Source organism: Pedobacter sp. UYP24 (assembly GCF_054057295.1).
In genome coordinates this window covers 14,075-31,607 of sequence record NZ_JBSRZD010000007.1, presented here as the reverse complement: position 1 = coordinate 31,607, position 17,533 = coordinate 14,075, and the positions used below count along the sequence as shown (strand labels likewise).

The following is a 17,533-nucleotide window of genomic DNA, read 5'->3' as shown; positions in this document are numbered from 1 at the left end:
TGCTGATTTTAGATGATCAGCATCGCGTCACCATAGCTATAAAAACGATATTTCTCTTTCAATGCAACTTCATAAGCATTTCTTACATAGTCATAGCCACCAAAAGCACTTACCATCATCAATAAAGTTGATTCTGGGGTATGGAAATTAGTTATCATGGAATTGGCAATACTGAATTCGTATGGAGGGAAAATGAATTTACTTGTCCAGTCGTTAGCAGCCTTTAAAGTTCTGTTAGAAGAAACTGCTGATTCAATGGCACGCATTGATGTTGTTCCAACCGCACAAATCTTTCTTTTTTCTTCAATAGCTTTATTTACCATATCAGCAGATTTTTGCTCAATGATATATTGCTCAGAATCCATTTTATGTTTGGTAAGGTCTTCCACTTCTACAGATCTGAAAGTACCTAAACCCACGTGCAAAGTTACCTCGGCAAAGTTAATTCCTTTTAGTTCCAGGCGTTTCATCAACTCCCTGCTAAAGTGTAAACCTGCAGTAGGAGCAGCCACGGCACCTTCATGCTTCGCAAAAATGGTTTGATAACGTTCTTTATCCTGTGCGGTTGCCTTTCTTTTTATGTATTTAGGAAGTGGAGTTTCTCCTAAAATTTCGATGTTTTTTCTGAATTCTTCATCAGTACCGTCAAATAAAAATCTAATGGTACGGCCACGGGAAGTAGTGTTGTCAACTACCTCAGCTACCAATAAGTCGTTATCTCCAAAATAAAGTTTATTACCCACACGGATTTTACGTGCAGGATCAACAAGAACATCCCACAAACGGAGCTCTTTATTTAACTCACGTAAAAGGAACACCTCTATTGTAGCTCCAGTTTTTTCTTTATTGCCATATAAACGTGCAGGAAAAACCTTGGTGTTGTTCAAAATCATGACGTCTTTATCATCAAAATAACTTAAAACATCCTTGAATATTTTATGTTCTATCTTGCCACTGTCTTTATGCAGAACCATTAAACGAGCTTCATCTCGTTGTTCTGAAGGATTGTTGGCAATTAAAGACTCAGGTAAATTAAACTTAAATTGAGATAACTTCATATTTTTTGATGTGATAATTAAGGCCGCAAAATTACTAATTATTATCCCATTTTGTGCAAAAATATTGGGGTAATAATTAGTAAGTTAACAATTGTGTATTTTGTCATTCTTTAATGGGACGAAACTTTTGCACTTTTAATTAGTGTCTGGCTTCGGCCTGGGTAGTACCTGCCTTCGGCCTGGCTTCGTACTTCGGTTATCCATTCGGTATCCGTCGGCTATCGGTTCTGCATCATTGGTATATCTAAAAGGCTAACATATAACCTTTGATGTCCCTTTAACGGATAGAGAATATATGAGGCCAGATACCATTTATCCCTGATGTAGGAAGGGAACACTGTATACTTGAAATATCTCGAATATGAATTTTTTCTATACCGCAATATTTTAGAATATATAATACTCATCCTGTAACCTTTTTGGGTACTTTTGATCTAAACCTTAATTATGATTATTTTCAGATTAGTAGGCGAAAGTTTTAGGTTTGCAGCTGATGCACTGCGCCAGAATAAAATGCGTACCCTCCTTTCCCTTTTAGGGATAACTATCGGTATTTTTGTTATTATTTTTGTATTTACTGGTGTAGATTCATTAAGGGCCAAATTGCAGGAAAGCGTTGATAAATTAGGCTCAAAAACTGTATTTGTACAAAAATGGCCATGGGGTGGTTTTGGTGATTATCCTTGGTGGAAGTACGTGAATAGACCAGTGCCTTCCCTCCGGGATTATGATCGTTTAAAAGACCGATTAGAATATGCAGAGGGCGTTTCTTATGAAATTTTTGCCAACTCAAGGACAGTGAAATACAGGAGCAGTTCTGTAGAAGGGGTTGGTATAAGGGCTGCCTCACAAGATTTTAACAAAACCTGGAATCTTGATTTTCAAGACGGCCGTTATTTTACAGAAAACGAAGGTAGGGCAGGATCTCCGGTATTGCTTATAGGTGCAGATGTTGCCGAAGGCCTTTTTGATGGTGTTGACCCCGTTGGAAAGACTATAGTTGTGATGGGTAGGAAGTTAAATGTTGTAGGGGTATTTAAGAAGGAAGGGGAAGACATGATGGGTATGTCTCAGGATAAGAACATCGTGATGCCACTAAATTTTGCTAAAGGTATTATGGATGTTGAGAGCGAGCGCTACGACCCCATGATTACTGTTAGGGGCTTTGAAAATATAGATTTAGACGAAATAGAGAGCGAAATGCGGGGAGCGATGCGAGCTATAAGACGTACAAAACCTGGTGCAGAAGAAGATTTCTCTTTAAACAAGAGTACAATCGCTTCCGCTCAGTTGGATCAAATGTTCAGTATGCTGAAGAAGGGAGGCTGGGCAATCGGTATTTTTTCTATCCTAGTAGGTGGTTTTGGAATAGCCAATATCATGTTCGTGTCCGTAAAGGAGCGAACCAATATTATTGGGATTCAGAAATCATTAGGTGCGAAGAATTATTTTATATTATTGCAATTCTTATTTGAATCTGTAATGCTATGCTTAATAGGGGGGGTATTAGGTCTGTTTCTTGTTTACTTAGGCTCCATTTTGATAGGTTTAACTGGATTCAAAATGATCCTTTATTGGAACAATATAAACCTCGGGCTAGGGATATCTTTGATTATAGGTACCATATCTGGATTTTGGCCTGCATTTTCTGCTTCCCGACTTGATCCTGTTGAAGCGATTAGATCTTAAAGTCTTAAATCCTTAAAAAGAAAAGGGCGTTTTTGCATAATTGCAAAACGCCCTCTTATTTATGGTTAATTTCTAGCTCAGTTTAGCTAATGCATCTTTTATTCTTGAAACTGCTTTTCTCAACTGTTCTTCAGAAGCCGCATAAGAGATCCTGATGCAATCTTCATTTCCAAATGCCTCACCAGTAACTGTAGATACATGAGCTTCATTTAACAAGTATAAAGAAAGATCCTCTGCAGTGTTAATCACATTATCTCCATCTTTTTTTCCAAAGTAAGATTTGATTTCAGGGAAGAAGTAAAAGGCACCATCAGGTAGGTTTACATTCACTCCCGGTATTTCAGAAAGTAAGGCATAAACAATGTCCCTACGTTTCTTAAATTCTGCAACCATTTCATTCACAGTAGCCAATCCGCCATGATATGCTTCAAGCGCAGCGCGTTGTGCGATGGAAGAGGTGCCTGAAGTGATTTGACCCTGAAGCTTATCGCAGGCATTGGCTATTTCTTTATTTGCTGCCATGTAACCAACTCTCCATCCGGTCATCGCATAAGATTTAGAAAACCCATTAATTAAGATCACCCTGTCTTTAATTGAATCAAATTCAGCAATTGAAGCATGCTTTCCTACGAAGTTAATGTGCTCATAAATTTCATCAGAAATGATATAAATGTTTGGATATCTTTCAAAAACTTCAGCTAGTGAAGCAAGTTCCTCTTTGCTATATACAGACCCGGTTGGATTGCATGGCGAAGAGAACATGAATAATTTAGATTTCGGCGTTATTGCAGCCTCTAATTCAGCAGCTGTTATTTTAAAGTTATTTTCAACAGTGGCATTAATAAACACAGACTCACCTTCTGCAAGTTTAATCATTTCAGAGTACGATACCCAGTAAGGAGTAGGTACGATCACCTCATCACCAGGATTTACCAGACAAAGAACTGCATTTGCAAGAGATTGCTTGGCACCTGTAGAAACGACGATTTGGTCAAAACTATAGGACAAGCCATTCTCTCTTAATAGCTTTTCAGCAACAGCCTTTCTCAGGTCAGGATAACCAGAAACAGGGGTGTAGTAAGAATAGTTTTCGTCTACAGCTGTTTTGGCGGCATTCTTTACAAACTGAGGCGTAAAGAAGTCGGGCTCACCAAAACTTAGGTTAATAACGTCTATCCCTTTTGCGGATAGCTCTCTACCCAGTTTAGCCATTTTAATGGTCTGCGACTCAGATAGATTGTTGATTCTGTTGGATAAAAATGTCATAATGATTAGTGCTCAGCAAATTTAATTTTGTGCGATCGCAAATATATGAACCTCACTGAATTATAAACTAAAAAAAATACTTTTTAATATAATTCAAGTGTTATAATGTATTTTTGGAAGCTCAACCGCTTAAATTTGCAACCTAAAAAGAAAGCAATACTCATCGCCCTTTGTGTTAGCATATTGCTCATGCTGGCTAAGTTTGGGGCTTATTTTATTACCCATTCCAATGCTATCCTTACTGATGCGATGGAAAGTATAGTAAATGTACTGGCTAGCGCATTTGCATTCTACAGTATTTATTTGGCTACCTTACCTAAAGATACCAACCATCCATATGGCCATGGTAAAGTTGAATTTTTCTCTGCATTTTTAGAAGGTTCTTTGATCAGCATTGCCGGAGTGGTCATCATTTTAAAATCGGGATACGACCTTATCTATCCAAAGCCAATATTTCAATTGTTTGAAGGTGCAGCTATTATAGGTGTTACTGGAATTGTTAATCTGATTGTAGGATATTATTTGATTAACGCTGGTAAAAAGCACCGCTCTATAACCCTCGAGGCAGACGGAAAACATTTACTCACTGACGCGATTACAAGTGCCGGCTTAGTGGCAGGGATTTTACTTATCCAGATTACTCATATATATTGGTTGGACAGCTTAATCTCTATCGCATTGGGTATCTATATTATTTACAACGGATACTTGCTTACAAGGCATTCTGTAGGGGGATTAATGGACGAAAGCAATACGGTATTAGTTAAAGATATCATAGCTGTATTACAAGAAAACAGACATGATTCCTGGATTGATGTACATAACCTTAGGGCACAGCAATATGGTTCAGATTTACATATTGATTGCCATGTGACCATGCCCTATTATTTTGATCTTAATCAAGTACATCAGGAAGTTTCAAATATCGATAAAATGGTTAATGGTAACACTGATCATAAAACAGAATTATTCATTCATACGGACCCTTGTCTACCAGCCTGTTGTAATTATTGCAAAATGAAAGCCTGCCCTGTAAGGTCAGAGCCATTTAATTTTGAAATCAAATGGAATATTAGAAATGCCACCAAAAACCAAAAACACTTTGATCAATGAGTTATTTTAACGTAAGGGTTTACGGAATGCTCATTAACGAGCACAATGAAATTCTGATTAGTGATGAGCAATCAGGGGGAAGGACATTTAGCAAGTTTCCAGGTGGAGGGTTGGAATTGGGTGAAGGATTGATAGACGCACTTAAACGTGAGTTTATGGAGGAGTGTGATACACAAATTGAAGTTATTGGCCATTTTTACACGACTGATTTCTACGAACAGTCTTCTTTTAACGACAGCCAAATCTTGAGCATTTATTACTTGGTGAAGCCTCTTCATTTGCTAACCATGAACTTTAAATCGAAGGTCTTCGATTTTGATGAAGGTACTATGCAGGCATTTAGATGGGTTAATTTGGATGAACTAAATGCAGATGATGTTACCTTTAAGACAGATAAAACTGTTATAGAACTATTAATAAGCAACGCATATGATGAGCTTACAGGAAAGAGATGAAAAAGTAATTTGGCATCCTTATACGCAAATGAAGAATGCACTGCCTAATATTCCCATTGTTAGCGGAAAGGGTGTCTACTTGTACGATGAATCTGGTAAAAAATACATTGATGCAGTTTCCAGCTGGTGGGTAAATATCCATGGGCATGCTCATCCTCATATTGCGGAAAGCGTTTCTGCACAACTTTCTATACTTGAACATGTAATTTTTGCCGGCTTTACACATGAGCCTGCTGTATTATTGGCAGAGCGGATATTGCCATTATTACCCGGAAAACAAGAAAAGGTTTTCTATAGCGACAATGGATCTACCGCGGTAGAAGTTGCGCTTAAAATGTGCCTGCAATATTGGGTTAATATCGGTAAGCTACCAAGAACTAAGATCCTGGCGTTTAAAGAAGCCTATCATGGAGATACTTTTGGCGCTATGTCAGTAAGCGGGCGTAGTATATTTACCAACCCATTTAATTCATTGCTATTTGATGTGGAGTTTATTGATCTGCCAAACGATCACAATATTGAACAGCTAAAATCCCGCATAGATTATTTATCTAATGAGGTTGCTTGTTTTATTTTCGAGCCAATGGTACTTGGGGCAGGGGGTATGCTAATGTACCATGCAAAACACCTGGATCAGCTTATTGTTGCATGTAATAAACATGGTATTCTAACTATAGCTGATGAGGTGATGACTGGATTTGGGCGTACTGGAACCTATTTTTCATGTGAAGCACTTGAATGTAATCCAGATATTTTTTGCTTATCAAAAGGACTAACCGGCGGCACTATGCCCTTAGGTGTAACTACCTGTAACGCTAAAATATATGAGGCGTTCTTTAGTGATGATAAGCTTAAGACACTATATCATGGACATTCTTTCACTGCCAATCCTGTAAGTATCGCAGCTTCTCTTGCGAGTCTTGATATATTACTGGAATCCCAAACGCTTCAAAATATCCAACGAATCAGCAAAAAGCATACTGAGTTTGCAAAACAAATAAGTTCTAACGACAAACTGAAAGACGTTAGGCAAACAGGTACAATTTTAGTAATGGAGTGGAACACAGGAAAAGATACATCATACCTGAGTGAATTCAGAAATAGACTTTATCTGTATTTTCTGGAAAGAGGAATTATCCTAAGGCCATTAGGCAATATCATTTATATTTTACCTCCTTATGTCATCACTGATGAGGATCTGGATTATATTTACCAAACTATTTTACAGGCGTTAAACGATTTATAAGATGCAGATCAAATTAATATTAGAAAATATAGTTAGCAACAATACCTTGCACGCAAAGTGGTTAAATACACTGTCTTACATGGAGAATGCAGGTGCCAAAAAGATCTCTGCCTCAGAGCATAAAGAAACGGTCAATCTGATCATCTTAAAACATGCGGCAGAAGAACACCGCCATGCCTACTACTTAAAAAAACAGCTGGATAAACTAGATGGCGGGCTATGTAAAACCTATACTAACGACGAGCTGCTTACCGCTAATAATACTAAATTTTACCTAAATGCCCTGGATGTATCTGTATGTAGATACCTAAAGAAGCAATTTGATCTAAATGGTTATGAACTCAAATTTGCGGCGTATTTATTTGTGACCTATGCTATTGAAGTACGTGCAGACGAATTATATCCTGTTTACCAGGAAGTATTGACTGCGGCTAAAAGCAAAGTTACTGTCAAATCTATTATATTAGAGGAAGAAGGACATCTGGAAGAGATGCTTAATCAACTCAGGTCTTTTTCTCCGGATTGGGAAAGACATGCAGAAGTGGTAATAGGTATAGAACAGGAAATGTTTAATGATTGGATTTCTAGTTTATGCAAACAGCTGAACTAAACCTCGATAACTTGCTGAGGCGTAATAGCAAAAAACCTATCACCCTCTTGTTGTTTAATCAGAAATAGACCAGTGAAGATGCTGAATGCCGGTAGTACCGCACAGGTCTCATTAAAGTAAAAACATGGAAACTTTAACCTTTGTTTAGCTTTTCCATATAAGATAACCCCTGGGTGAATGTGACCTGATATATTGAAATACTCGTCGGCAACTTTCGGCTTATCATGGATAAATCTAAAGGGTGATATGATTAATTCTTTTGTATGCAGTTCGATATTTAAAGCCTTATAATCTTTGGTCTTCAATTCATCATGGTTGCCTTTAATCAATATTACTTTAAGATTGCTGTATGTATTCCTCCACTCTAAAAATGCATTTACATCGCTGTTTATCTTATTGTGAAACATATCACCAGTAACCAGTACTATTAATGGATTAAATTCTTTCACTAAAGAGGTAAGTCTATGCAGATCCGTTAACCCAACAGCATTAGGCACTTGAATGCCTGATTTCCTAAAATGGGCTGACTTACCGATGTGGAGGTCGCTAATGATCAGCATTCGTTCTCTTTCCCAATAAATCGCTTTTTCTTTACTTAGAAATAAAGTTTCTCCTCTGCAACTAATGTTCATTCCTTTTCTTCAAACTATTCTTCTCTGCTTCGGCAGTCATTCTTTCAATTCTTTGACTTAACTCTTCAGAACTCATATTGTCGCGTAAACTGTCCACTTTAATAGGAAAACATAAAGGCGTATAGCTTTCTGTTTTTACGATGATGACTTTACTTTCTTGGATGCGATTTAAAGCTGCTGCTATTCTTGGTTCTTCAATCTGTTGATAAAAGGCTTCGTCATAAGCCTGGCGCAATAATAAGTTATGTTTATCATAATCACTAAAAACATTGAAAAATAGTGCAGCAGAAGATTGCAAGTGTTTATTAGCTACATATTTCCCTGGATATCCCTGGAAAATTAATCCAGATATACAAGCAATATCCCTAAATTTTCTTCTTGCCATTTCGGTGGAATTGATGCTCGCAATGATGTCGTCTGATAAGTTTTCCGGGGTAAATAAGTGTTTAATATTCACTTCATCCAGTGGGATTGGTTGTTCACTTAGCAGTTCAAATCCATAATCGTTCATCGCTATAGAAAAGCTAATGGGCTTAAGTTTACCCAATCGGTATGCAATCAAGGAAGCCATGATCTCATGTACTTGCCTGCCTTCAAAAGGGTAAGCAAAAAAATGATATCCATCTCGTGTATTGATCAATTCAATTAGAAATTCGTCATCCTTGGGAACATGCGATACCTTTGCCTGTCTTTCAAACAAGGGCAAGACAAAATCCAGTTCCTCATCGGAGTGTTGTTTAGATAGGGTTTCGTTGTACTTTTTCCTGAGTATCGCGCCCAGATTAGCGGTAAGCGACATCCTACCACCCATCCAGCTTGGGCTCATTGCGGTTTTTTGTTTGCTTTTCCTTACCAAAACCATCATGTCTTTGATCATCACAAACTCTAAAACTCTGCCCGCAAGCGTAAAATTGCTTCCTGGTTTCATTCTCGCAACGAAAGATTCTTCTACCATGCCTATAAAGCCTCCGGTGATGTATTTCACCTTTACCATAGCATCGCTAACAATTGTTCCAATATGTAACCTATGCCGCGTTGCAATCTGTCTGCTCTCAACTTTCCAGAGTCCATCAACCTTGGTTACCTTGCTAAATTCTGTATAGGCGGTCAAGCTATCTCCACCTGTGGTGATAAATTGCATAATCCAACTCCATTCCTCTGGTAATAATTCTCTAAAAGCGTGGGTTTGTTTAATTTCAGCAAATATCTTTTTATCATCAAAGCCATCACCCACCGCCAGAGTAACCAGATACTGAATCAAGGTATCGAAAGCCATTACAATTGGTTCTCTACTTTCAATGTTTTGTGTTTTCGCTGCTTCTTTTATGGCTGCAGCTTCCACGAGTTCTAGCGCATGGGTTGGTAAAAAATAGATCTTAGAAGTTTCATAAGGTGAGTGACCACTACGTCCTGCACGCTGTAAAAATCTGGCTACACCTTTAGGTGATCCAATTTGCACTACCGTGTCGACGGGTTTAAAGTCTACTCCCAGATCTAACGATGATGTACTTACAACGGCTTTTAAAACGCCTGAATGGATGGAATCCTCTATCCAGTTCCTCAACTCAAAATCAATTGAGCCATGATGTATTGCCAGTTGTCCAGCCAAATTTTCATCTTTTGCTAATAATGTTTGATACCACATTTCTGCCTGTCCGCGTGTGTTGGTAAATATCAGTGTTGTTTTACTTTTATAGATAATGGGCAGCAGCTTATCCGCTAACTTATGTCCAAGATGACCAGCCCATGGAAGCATATCAATATGATCTGGTAAAATAGATTTGATAACAATCTTTTTTTCTATATCGGCTTTGATGATCGTTTTAGCTAGATCCTTATAAGGAATCAGCACATCAAGCGCCTGGTTAATATTTCCTATAGTAGCAGATATACCCCATATTCTGAGTAATCGCTCTGGATTTTGCTCATTGATTAGGCCCTTAATCCTTGATATGGCTAACTCAGCCATTACTCCACGTTTACTCCCCATTAGTTCATGCCATTCGTCGGCCACAATGCATTGTAGGTGCTCAAAATAATTGAACGTACTCTTTTGAGCCAGTAATAAATGAATACTTTCAGGGGTGATGATCAAGACTTCGGGCATTTGCTTCTTCTGCTTTAGCTTCTCATTTTGAGAGGTATCCCCATTTCTAACACCCACATGCCAATCAATTTGAAGTTCATTACAAACTTCGGTCATTGCCCTTGAAAGATCTTTAGCTAGCGATCTTAGTGGAGTTATCCAAATGAGCTTTAGACCAGGGACTACTTTCAGCTTTTTCTTTGTTCCCTTTTCTTTTTTTTGCGCACGCTCCAAATCATCTAATTTATTCAACTCATCAATGGCAACAGCAAGAAATAGTGAGAAAGTTTTACCAAAACCGGTGGGAGCGTTTACCAATCCGCTATAACCTTCTGCATAGTATAGCCAAGCATCTGTTTGGAATTTGAAAGGTTTTTTGCGACTGGCTTTCAGCCATCTCATTACCTGTTTATATCCTTTACTGGTTTCTATGCCCATTTTTAATAATTAAGATAGGGTAGAAACTAATAATTGGCGCAAATCTTCTAATGTATTGATCTCATCTGCTTTCTTGTCTTTTCTCCATCTTGCTATCCTTGGAAATCGAAGTGCTAGTCCGGCTTTGTGACGTTTACTTTCCGCTATGCCTTCAAAAGCAATTTCAAAAACGAGTTCTGGCTTAACTGTTCTAACAGGACCAAATTTCTCTACGGCATTTTTTAATACAAAAGAATTTACCTCTTTTATCTCTTTATCTGTCAACCCTGAATAGGCTTTTGCAACTGTAATTAGCTTATCGCCATCCCTTACAGCAAAAGTATAATCCGTGTAGAAATTTGCTCTTCTGCCACTTCCTTTTTGTGCGTAAATCATAACGGTATCCACAGTATACGGGTTAATTTTCCATTTCCACCAATCTCCTCGTTTTCTTCCCGCATGATATAAGGAGTCCAATTTTTTAAGCATGATCCCCTCGCTGTTTAGTTCCCTTGCACTCAATCTTTGTTCAGCAAGGTCTTCCCAAGTACTGAATGTAACTATTGGTGATAGGAATACTAAGTTTTTTGTTTTCAGATTCGTTACAGTTTGTTCCAGGAAATTACGTCTGTCTATTAAATTGTTTTCCCTCAAATCTTTGCCATTTATTTCAAGGAGGTCATAGACGTAAAAGCCAATTGGAGCATCTTTAAGTTGAGTTTTGTTAATTGTTTTACGATTTAACCGTTGCTGTAGTATGCTGAATGCTTGAACATTGCCCTCTTTTATTGAAAGTATCTCTCCATCTAGAACAGTCCCATCTTCCAATTCATCTAAAAGAAAATGCAATTCTGGAAACTGCTCCGTTACCAATTCTTCGCCCCGCGACCAGATAAAAAGTTCTCCATTTCGCTTTACTATTTGTCCGCGTATACCATCCCACTTCCATTCTGCCTGCCATTGTTCAGGTTTACCCAATTCTTCTGGTTCAACTTCAAGCGCGTAGGCCAGACAAAAAGGATATGGCCAGGAATTGTCGGTATTTACGTGAAGTCCGCCAACCAAGTCCTGAAAAGTGATATCTTGTGGATGCCATTTTCCCATTATGCTATGCATAATTTTGTTAGCTTCTGTATTAGTTTGTTTGGCCAGGGCATTTACCAGCATTTTATTAGAAACACCAATTCTAAAGTTCCCTGAAATCAGTTTATTGAAAATAAACCGCTCCTGAGTAGTCAGGCTATCCCATGCATCGAGGATAAATGCTTTTTTGGCGTCTTCATCTTTTCCATACAATGATGCGAGGTCAGCTATCCATTCATGTAATTTTCTATCAGTAATTCTTGATGGAGGCGGCAATACTAAAGCTATAGTCTCACTTAGGTCGCCCACACTATGGTAACTTTCTGCAAAGAGCCATTCGGGTATGCCACTAAGTTCTGTTGCCCATTTCCTGATCAAGGACGTGCTCACAGGTCGCTTTGGTCGCTTCCCAGTAAACATGGCAATTACAAAAGGTTTGTCCAGGTCATCTGCTTCGTTAAAATAGTCTACAAGTGCAGTAATCTTATCGTTCGTCTTATTGCTCATCTCGAGTCGCTGTATCAATTCTGTAAAGCGCCTCATACCGTAGTAGTTGTTAGTTCTTTCTCATCGGAATCGTCTTCGTTGCCATATTGAGTTTTTACTTCCTCGCTGGCTATTCCTATTTCATTTAAGTATTTCGAAAATGTGGCCGTAAAACCGTGGGTGACGTAAACCTTTTCGGCCTCTGTTTCTTTAATGGCAGAAATCAAACCTGGCCAATCAGCGTGATCGCTTAATGCGAAACCTGCATCTGCACTTCTCCATCTTCTGCTCGCTCTGACCTGCATCCATCCAGAGCAAACGCCAGTTGCACCATTAATCAGGTTCTTTATCCACCTTCCTTCTGCAAGAGCAGGAGGAACGATAACTATGCCTCTTTGCAGTTCATCTTTTTTGGTTTCAGTAGTTATTCCAATGGTTTCAGGCAAATCAACACCTGCTTTTATAAACCGTTCATTCAAATTTGCGATGGAATTATGCACATAAATTTTACCGAAACCGTCCAGCCCTTTAATCAATCGCTGAGCCTTGCCTAAACTGTAGGCCACCAATACACTTGTTTTATTGTTATCGTGATTATCGGCTACCCAACTTTTTATCTGGTCAAAAATGATTTCCTGCGGTTGCCACTTGTATATAGGTAAGCCGAATGTACTTTCAGATACAAAAGTGTGGCATTTAACAGGTTCAAATGCGGTACTGATACCATCATATTCCACTTTGTAATCGCCTGATACTACACATACTTGTCCTTTATATTCAAGCCTCACCTGAGATGATCCAATTACATGCCCAGCTGGAAAAAGGCTAACTTTTACTCCATTTATGTTAATTTCCTTGTTGTAAGGTAGCGTTTCTATGTTAAGATCTGGCCCAAGCCTTTGATCCAAAATTGGTTTTGTTAATTCATGGCATAAATAGGCATTATTTCCCCATTTAACATGATCTGCATGTCCATGAGTAGTAACCGCAAGTTTCACAGGGTGCCAAGGATCAATATAGAAATCCCCTTGTTCGCAATAAATTCCTTTATTGGTAAATTTGATTAGATCCATTGTTTTCCCTAACAAAATTTGGTTCACAAAGTTTTAACATTAGGGATAACTGATAATGACATTTCTTTGCTATTATTGTAATCAGATACCCCTATACATGCCAAATATACAACGCGTTGCCCTTTTACTTATTATAGGCCTTCTTTTTTCAAAATTCACTTATGCGCAAAGCAATTATACCATTAGTGGTTTAATAACTGATGCAAGTAGTGGGGAAACCTTAATAGGGGCGAGTATACAAGTGTCAGGGACTGTAAAAACGGGAGTTGTTACTAACTCTTATGGTTTTTATGCGCTTAGTTTGCCCCAGGGTGAGTATGAAATATCAGTAAGCTTTATTAGCTACAAGACACAGGTACAGCGAATAACTGTAAAAAATAACCAAAAGCTTAATGTTGCTTTAGCTGAGAACAATCAGTTAACAGAAGTGGTCATTTCGTCAATAAAAAAGGATGAAAATGTAAGTAGCGCACAGATGGGATTACAAAAGGTTAATGTGAGAGAAATTAGTACCGTGCCAGTCCTTTTAGGAGAACGTGATGTACTTAAAACACTCCAGCTTTTGCCAGGAATTAAATCTGCCGGTGAAGGAAATAGCGGATTTTATGTAAGAGGAGGGTCAACTGATCAGAATCTGATTCTGCTTGACGAGGCACCTGTTTACAATGCATCTCACCTTTTAGGCTTTTTTTCTACATTTAATTCTGATGCCATAAAGGATTTGAGCGTCTATAAAGGAGGCATGCCTGCACAGTATGGCGGTCGCTTATCATCAGTGCTTGACATCCGCATGGATGAGGGTAACCGAAAAACTTATGGGGTTGAAGGCGGAATCGGGCTGATTTCATCGCGTTTAAAGGTAGATGGTCCTATTGTTAAAAATAAGGGTTCATTCATGATTAGTGCCAGGCGTACCTATCTCGATGCTTTTCTTGCACTTTCTCCTGATAGTTCTTTAAGAGGGAATACCTTGTTTTTTTATGATGTAAACGCCAAAGCAAATTATCAGCTTAACGAACGGAATACTTTTTATATATCTGGATATTTTGGTAGGGATAAGCTTGGAATTTCAAAGTCTTTTGGTTTTAACTGGGGTAATGCAACTGTTACTGCCAGGTGGAACCATTTATACGGTAGTAAATTGTTCTCTAACACATCATTAATCTACAGCAATTACAATTACGTAATTCAAAATAAGAATGATGTAAATAATTTTGAAGTCAACTCTTCTATTAAGGATTATAATTTGAAACAAGACTACGAGTATAATGTTAACAGCAACAATAGTTTGAAGTTTGGAATTAATGCCATACACCATAATATTTCACCAGGAAAGCTTACTGCAAGTAAGTCTTCCAGTATCAACCAAACCACTGCAGAAAAAAGAAATGGGGTGGAGCTAGCGGCATACATGTCTGATGAATGCAAGGTCTCTGATCATTTTAATATTGTTTCTGGTTTAAGATTAAGTTCTTTTTCTTTGCTCGGACCTGGTAATTTCAGAAATTATGACGCAGATGGAAATACAATAAGTACACTAACCTATGGCAAAGGAAAAATCATTAAAACGTATCTGTATCTTGAACCGCGCTTGTCTGCCAGTTATCAATTGAGTAGTGCCGAATCTATAAAGGCTGCTTACACTAGGAATGTTCAGCACATCCATTTGATGTCAAATTCCACCACAACTTCACCAACAGATGTTTATATATTAAACAGTAATAATGTAAAACCTGAATTGTCAGATCAGTTATCTACAGGTTATTTTAGGAACTTCTTAAACGATAGTTATGAATTTTCCGTTGAATTGTATTACAAATCACTTGAAAATCAAATAGAATACAGGACGGGTACGGACTTACGTGGAAACAATAACGTTGAGGCCGATCTTTTGTACGGTAAAGGAAGAGCTTACGGGGTGGAGTTCTTTTTAAAAAAAAGATATGGGAAATTTAATGGCTGGATAGGATACACATTATCACGTACGGAACGTAAATTCGATCAATTAAACAATGGTGATTGGTTTTATGCTAAGCAAGACAAAACCCACGATCTTTCTGTAGTTGGAATTTACAAACCCGGAAAACGATGGAGCTTTTCTTCTGTTTTTGTTTACAATACAGGTAATGCCGTTACTTATCCTAGTGGAAAATATCAGATCAATGGACGGACAGTTTTTTATTATACGGAAAAGAATGGATATAGAACACCTGCATATCACCGGATGGATCTCTCTGCAACGTTAGAGGCTAAACCAGGAAAGAAATTACAGTCGAGCTGGTCTTTTGGTATATACAACGTTTACAATCGCCAAAATGCGTTTTCTATTGATTTCAAGGATGATCCGGATGATGCTACCAGAACACAAGTAGTTAGAACTACCTTGTTCGGTATTATCCCTTCTGTTACGTGGAATTTTAAATTTTAACTGATGAAGAAAAAATTGATTAAGCTGGTTATTGCCGTTCTTTATGTGGTAATCTCATTTTCCAGCTGTGAAAAAGTAATTTCATTAGATCTTAAAAATGCGGAAGCAAAAATCGTTATTTATGGAGATATTAGTGACCAGACAGATAACCAATTCGTTAGAATTTCCAGAAGTTATAACTTTACAGAGCCCAATAAATTCAACGCTGCCACAGGAGCAAGGGTTATAGTAACTTCTCAACTGGGAAGCGTGATCAATTTTTCAGAGATTACACCTGGTGTATATCAAAGTCCTAAATTCCGTGGAAGACCTGGTCAAAAATATACACTTGATGTAACACTTGATGGTCAAAAATATACGTCGGTATCTTCTATGCCAGAGAAAGTTTATTTGGATTCTTTAAACTTCAGGCAGATTTCATTTTTTGGAAAGACAGCTACTCACATCGTGGCAAATTTTGAAGATCCTTTAGAAACACAGAATCAATATCGTTACTTGCTCACCATAAAAGGCAAAGTGGTGGAAGAAGTAGTGAGTGATGACCGTTTTAACAATGGAAATAAAGTGGCAAACACAATTTATCACGAATTAAATGACCTGCAGACAGGCGATCCAATTGAGCTTGAGCTACAATGTATAGATAGGAATGTTTACACTTATTTTTTCAGTTTTGGTCAAAATCTGGGTGGAGGTGGGCCACCTGTTTCGCCAGCAAATCCACCTTCAAACATCAGTAATGGAGCGCTAGGCGTATTTAGTGTACATACTTCAAGTAAAAGAATAGCAAAAGTGCTGTAATTACGATAGGGATATCGACCAGGTGCGTGAAAAGGTCTTATTAGGTTCCAGCATTAGTATACCTTCTTTACTGGCTAATTCTTGATTGTGACCAACTACATCAGCTATTCCACACCAAGGTTCCAAACATACGAAGTCAGCATTTTTTGCAGCCCAAATTCCAAAATAGGGAAATCCTTCAAACCTAAAGTCCAATCTGCTGGTATTTTTGTTATTCCGTAATGAGATTAAGCTGCTTTTAAGTGATTTAAAAACCATAGCATCCTGATAAAAAAGGTCATATCTCAAGGCTAATTGTTTCTGATCAAGTTCAATAACCTTAGTATTGTTCCCTATTAAATCCTGTTCAATCTTGTGGTAAATCAATTCATCATCAGCATTAAATTCTAGGTAATAATCTGCATAGGAAATATCATTATCAGTGGTTACTGCAAATGCAGGGTGCCCACCCAAAGAGAAAAATAGATTTTTATGCTGCGAAGGATTAATAACTTCATACTTACAGGAAAGCATATTATCTTCTAGTTTATAGTGTATTCCAAGGTGGAATTGGAAAGGATAGCTCTTTAAGGTTTCGGAAGATTGCTCAAGTGAAAAAAGTAACTCTGTTTCGCTTAATTGTTGCAGCGTAAATTCATTATCTCTTGCAAAACCATGGCGATTTAAGTGATAGGGGAGTCCTTCGTAAATAAATGTATCATCCTTCAATCCTCCAACAATTGGAAATAGTACCGGACTATACTTTCCCCAGAAAGTCTTATCCCCGCTCCAAAGGAAATTTTTATTTGTCTGTTTATATATTAGTGATTGGAGTTCGGCGCCCTTGAGCGAAAAACTAGCTTTAATAAAGTCGTTTTCTAGTATAATCATTGTAATTTGCTAATATTGCTAAAGTAATTAAAAACATCTTAACGATTTAAAGAGTTTCGGTCATGGGTATTGTTTTTATTGAAAACTGTTCAAGTGCTATATAATGGCAGAACGTAGTAGGTTTACTAAAATATCTAATTGGTTGCTTGATAAACCCAGGGTAACCTGAATATTTGTATTCCTTTTTTTATTATTAATTATTTCTCTTATTACCAATCAGCGT

General features: G+C 37.8%; 14 protein-coding genes. 7 read left to right on the top strand and 7 right to left on the bottom strand.

Annotation, left to right across the window (positions count from 1 at the left end; all coding sequences use genetic code 11):
• Nucleotides 1-8: 8 nt before the first annotated feature.
• Complete coding sequence (queA, locus tag ACVWYN_RS12955) at nucleotides 9-1,058, bottom strand: tRNA preQ1(34) S-adenosylmethionine ribosyltransferase-isomerase QueA (RefSeq protein WP_457289287.1); 1,050 nt, start codon at nucleotides 1,056-1,058, stop codon at nucleotides 9-11.
• A gap of 447 nt (nucleotides 1,059-1,505) precedes the next feature.
• On the opposite strand from queA, the gene ACVWYN_RS12950 reads away from it, so the two are divergent.
• Nucleotides 1,506-2,747 (top strand): ABC transporter permease, encoded by a 1,242-nt coding sequence (locus ACVWYN_RS12950; RefSeq protein WP_457289286.1) that lies wholly within the window; start codon nucleotides 1,506-1,508, stop codon nucleotides 2,745-2,747.
• A gap of 72 nt (nucleotides 2,748-2,819) precedes the next feature.
• Here the strand turns inward: ACVWYN_RS12950 and ACVWYN_RS12945 are convergent, their stop codons facing one another.
• Nucleotides 2,820-4,013 (bottom strand): pyridoxal phosphate-dependent aminotransferase, encoded by a 1,194-nt coding sequence (locus tag ACVWYN_RS12945; RefSeq protein ID WP_457289285.1) that lies wholly within the window; start codon nucleotides 4,011-4,013, stop codon nucleotides 2,820-2,822.
• A 189-nt stretch (nucleotides 4,014-4,202) separates the two neighbouring features.
• Between ACVWYN_RS12945 and ACVWYN_RS12940 the strand changes: the two genes are divergently transcribed.
• The 4 genes from ACVWYN_RS12940 to ACVWYN_RS12925 are packed head-to-tail and all read left to right on the top strand — an operon-like array spanning nucleotide 4,203 to nucleotide 7,437.
• Nucleotides 4,203-5,126: a cation diffusion facilitator family transporter gene (locus tag ACVWYN_RS12940; RefSeq protein WP_457289455.1), complete on the top strand. Its 924-nt coding sequence runs from the start codon at nucleotides 4,203-4,205 to the stop codon at nucleotides 5,124-5,126.
• Nucleotides 5,123-5,581, top strand: coding sequence for an NUDIX domain-containing protein (locus tag ACVWYN_RS12935; protein WP_457289284.1), 459 nt, complete (start codon nucleotides 5,123-5,125; stop codon nucleotides 5,579-5,581). The genes ACVWYN_RS12940 and ACVWYN_RS12935 overlap by 4 nt, the downstream gene beginning before the upstream one ends.
• The gene (gene bioA / locus ACVWYN_RS12930; protein WP_457289454.1) at nucleotides 5,559-6,827 is read left to right on the top strand and encodes an adenosylmethionine--8-amino-7-oxononanoate transaminase; all 1,269 of its coding nucleotides are present in this window, start codon (nucleotides 5,559-5,561) and stop codon (nucleotides 6,825-6,827) included. Before ACVWYN_RS12935 ends, bioA begins: the two co-directional genes overlap by 23 nt.
• 1 nt (nucleotide 6,828) lies before the next feature.
• Nucleotides 6,829-7,437 carry a hypothetical protein gene (locus tag ACVWYN_RS12925; RefSeq protein WP_457289283.1) on the top strand — a complete coding sequence of 203 codons (609 nt, stop codon included), beginning with the start codon at nucleotides 6,829-6,831 and terminating at the stop codon, nucleotides 7,435-7,437.
• Here ACVWYN_RS12925 and pdeM read toward each other — a convergent pair.
• The 4 genes from pdeM to ACVWYN_RS12905 are packed head-to-tail and all read right to left on the bottom strand — an operon-like array spanning nucleotide 7,434 to nucleotide 13,214.
• Nucleotides 7,434-8,069, bottom strand: coding sequence for a ligase-associated DNA damage response endonuclease PdeM (gene pdeM, locus ACVWYN_RS12920; protein WP_457289282.1), 636 nt, complete (start codon nucleotides 8,067-8,069; stop codon nucleotides 7,434-7,436). The two genes, ACVWYN_RS12925 and pdeM, sit on opposite strands and share 4 nt — an antisense overlap.
• A complete protein-coding gene (locus tag ACVWYN_RS12915; protein ID WP_457289281.1) occupies nucleotides 8,059-10,593 on the bottom strand; it encodes a ligase-associated DNA damage response DEXH box helicase in 2,535 nt (844 codons plus the stop codon). The genes pdeM and ACVWYN_RS12915 overlap by 11 nt, the downstream gene beginning before the upstream one ends.
• A 9-nt stretch (nucleotides 10,594-10,602) precedes the next feature.
• Entirely contained in the window at nucleotides 10,603-12,198 is a 1,596-nt protein-coding gene (locus ACVWYN_RS12910) for an ATP-dependent DNA ligase (protein ID WP_457289280.1), read from the bottom strand.
• On the bottom strand, nucleotides 12,195-13,214 hold the full coding sequence (locus ACVWYN_RS12905; RefSeq protein WP_457289279.1) for a ligase-associated DNA damage response exonuclease: 1,020 nt from the start codon (nucleotides 13,212-13,214) through the stop codon (nucleotides 12,195-12,197). Before ACVWYN_RS12905 ends, ACVWYN_RS12910 begins: the two co-directional genes overlap by 4 nt.
• A gap of 97 nt (nucleotides 13,215-13,311) precedes the next feature.
• Here ACVWYN_RS12905 and ACVWYN_RS12900 point away from each other — a divergent pair, with 97 nt between their 5' ends.
• Both ACVWYN_RS12900 and ACVWYN_RS12895 read left to right on the top strand, forming a co-directional pair.
• Nucleotides 13,312-15,642 (top strand): TonB-dependent receptor, encoded by a 2,331-nt coding sequence (locus ACVWYN_RS12900; protein ID WP_457289278.1) that lies wholly within the window; start codon nucleotides 13,312-13,314, stop codon nucleotides 15,640-15,642.
• Between the two features lie 3 nt (nucleotides 15,643-15,645).
• The gene (locus tag ACVWYN_RS12895) at nucleotides 15,646-16,440 is read left to right on the top strand and encodes a DUF4249 domain-containing protein (RefSeq protein ID WP_457289277.1); all 795 of its coding nucleotides are present in this window, start codon (nucleotides 15,646-15,648) and stop codon (nucleotides 16,438-16,440) included.
• On the opposite strand, the gene ACVWYN_RS12890 is transcribed toward ACVWYN_RS12895, so the two are convergent.
• Nucleotides 16,441-17,310, bottom strand: a complete 870-nt coding sequence (locus ACVWYN_RS12890; RefSeq protein WP_457289276.1) for an aldose 1-epimerase family protein — start codon at nucleotides 17,308-17,310, stop codon at nucleotides 16,441-16,443.
• Nucleotides 17,311-17,533: the final 223 nt, after the last annotated feature.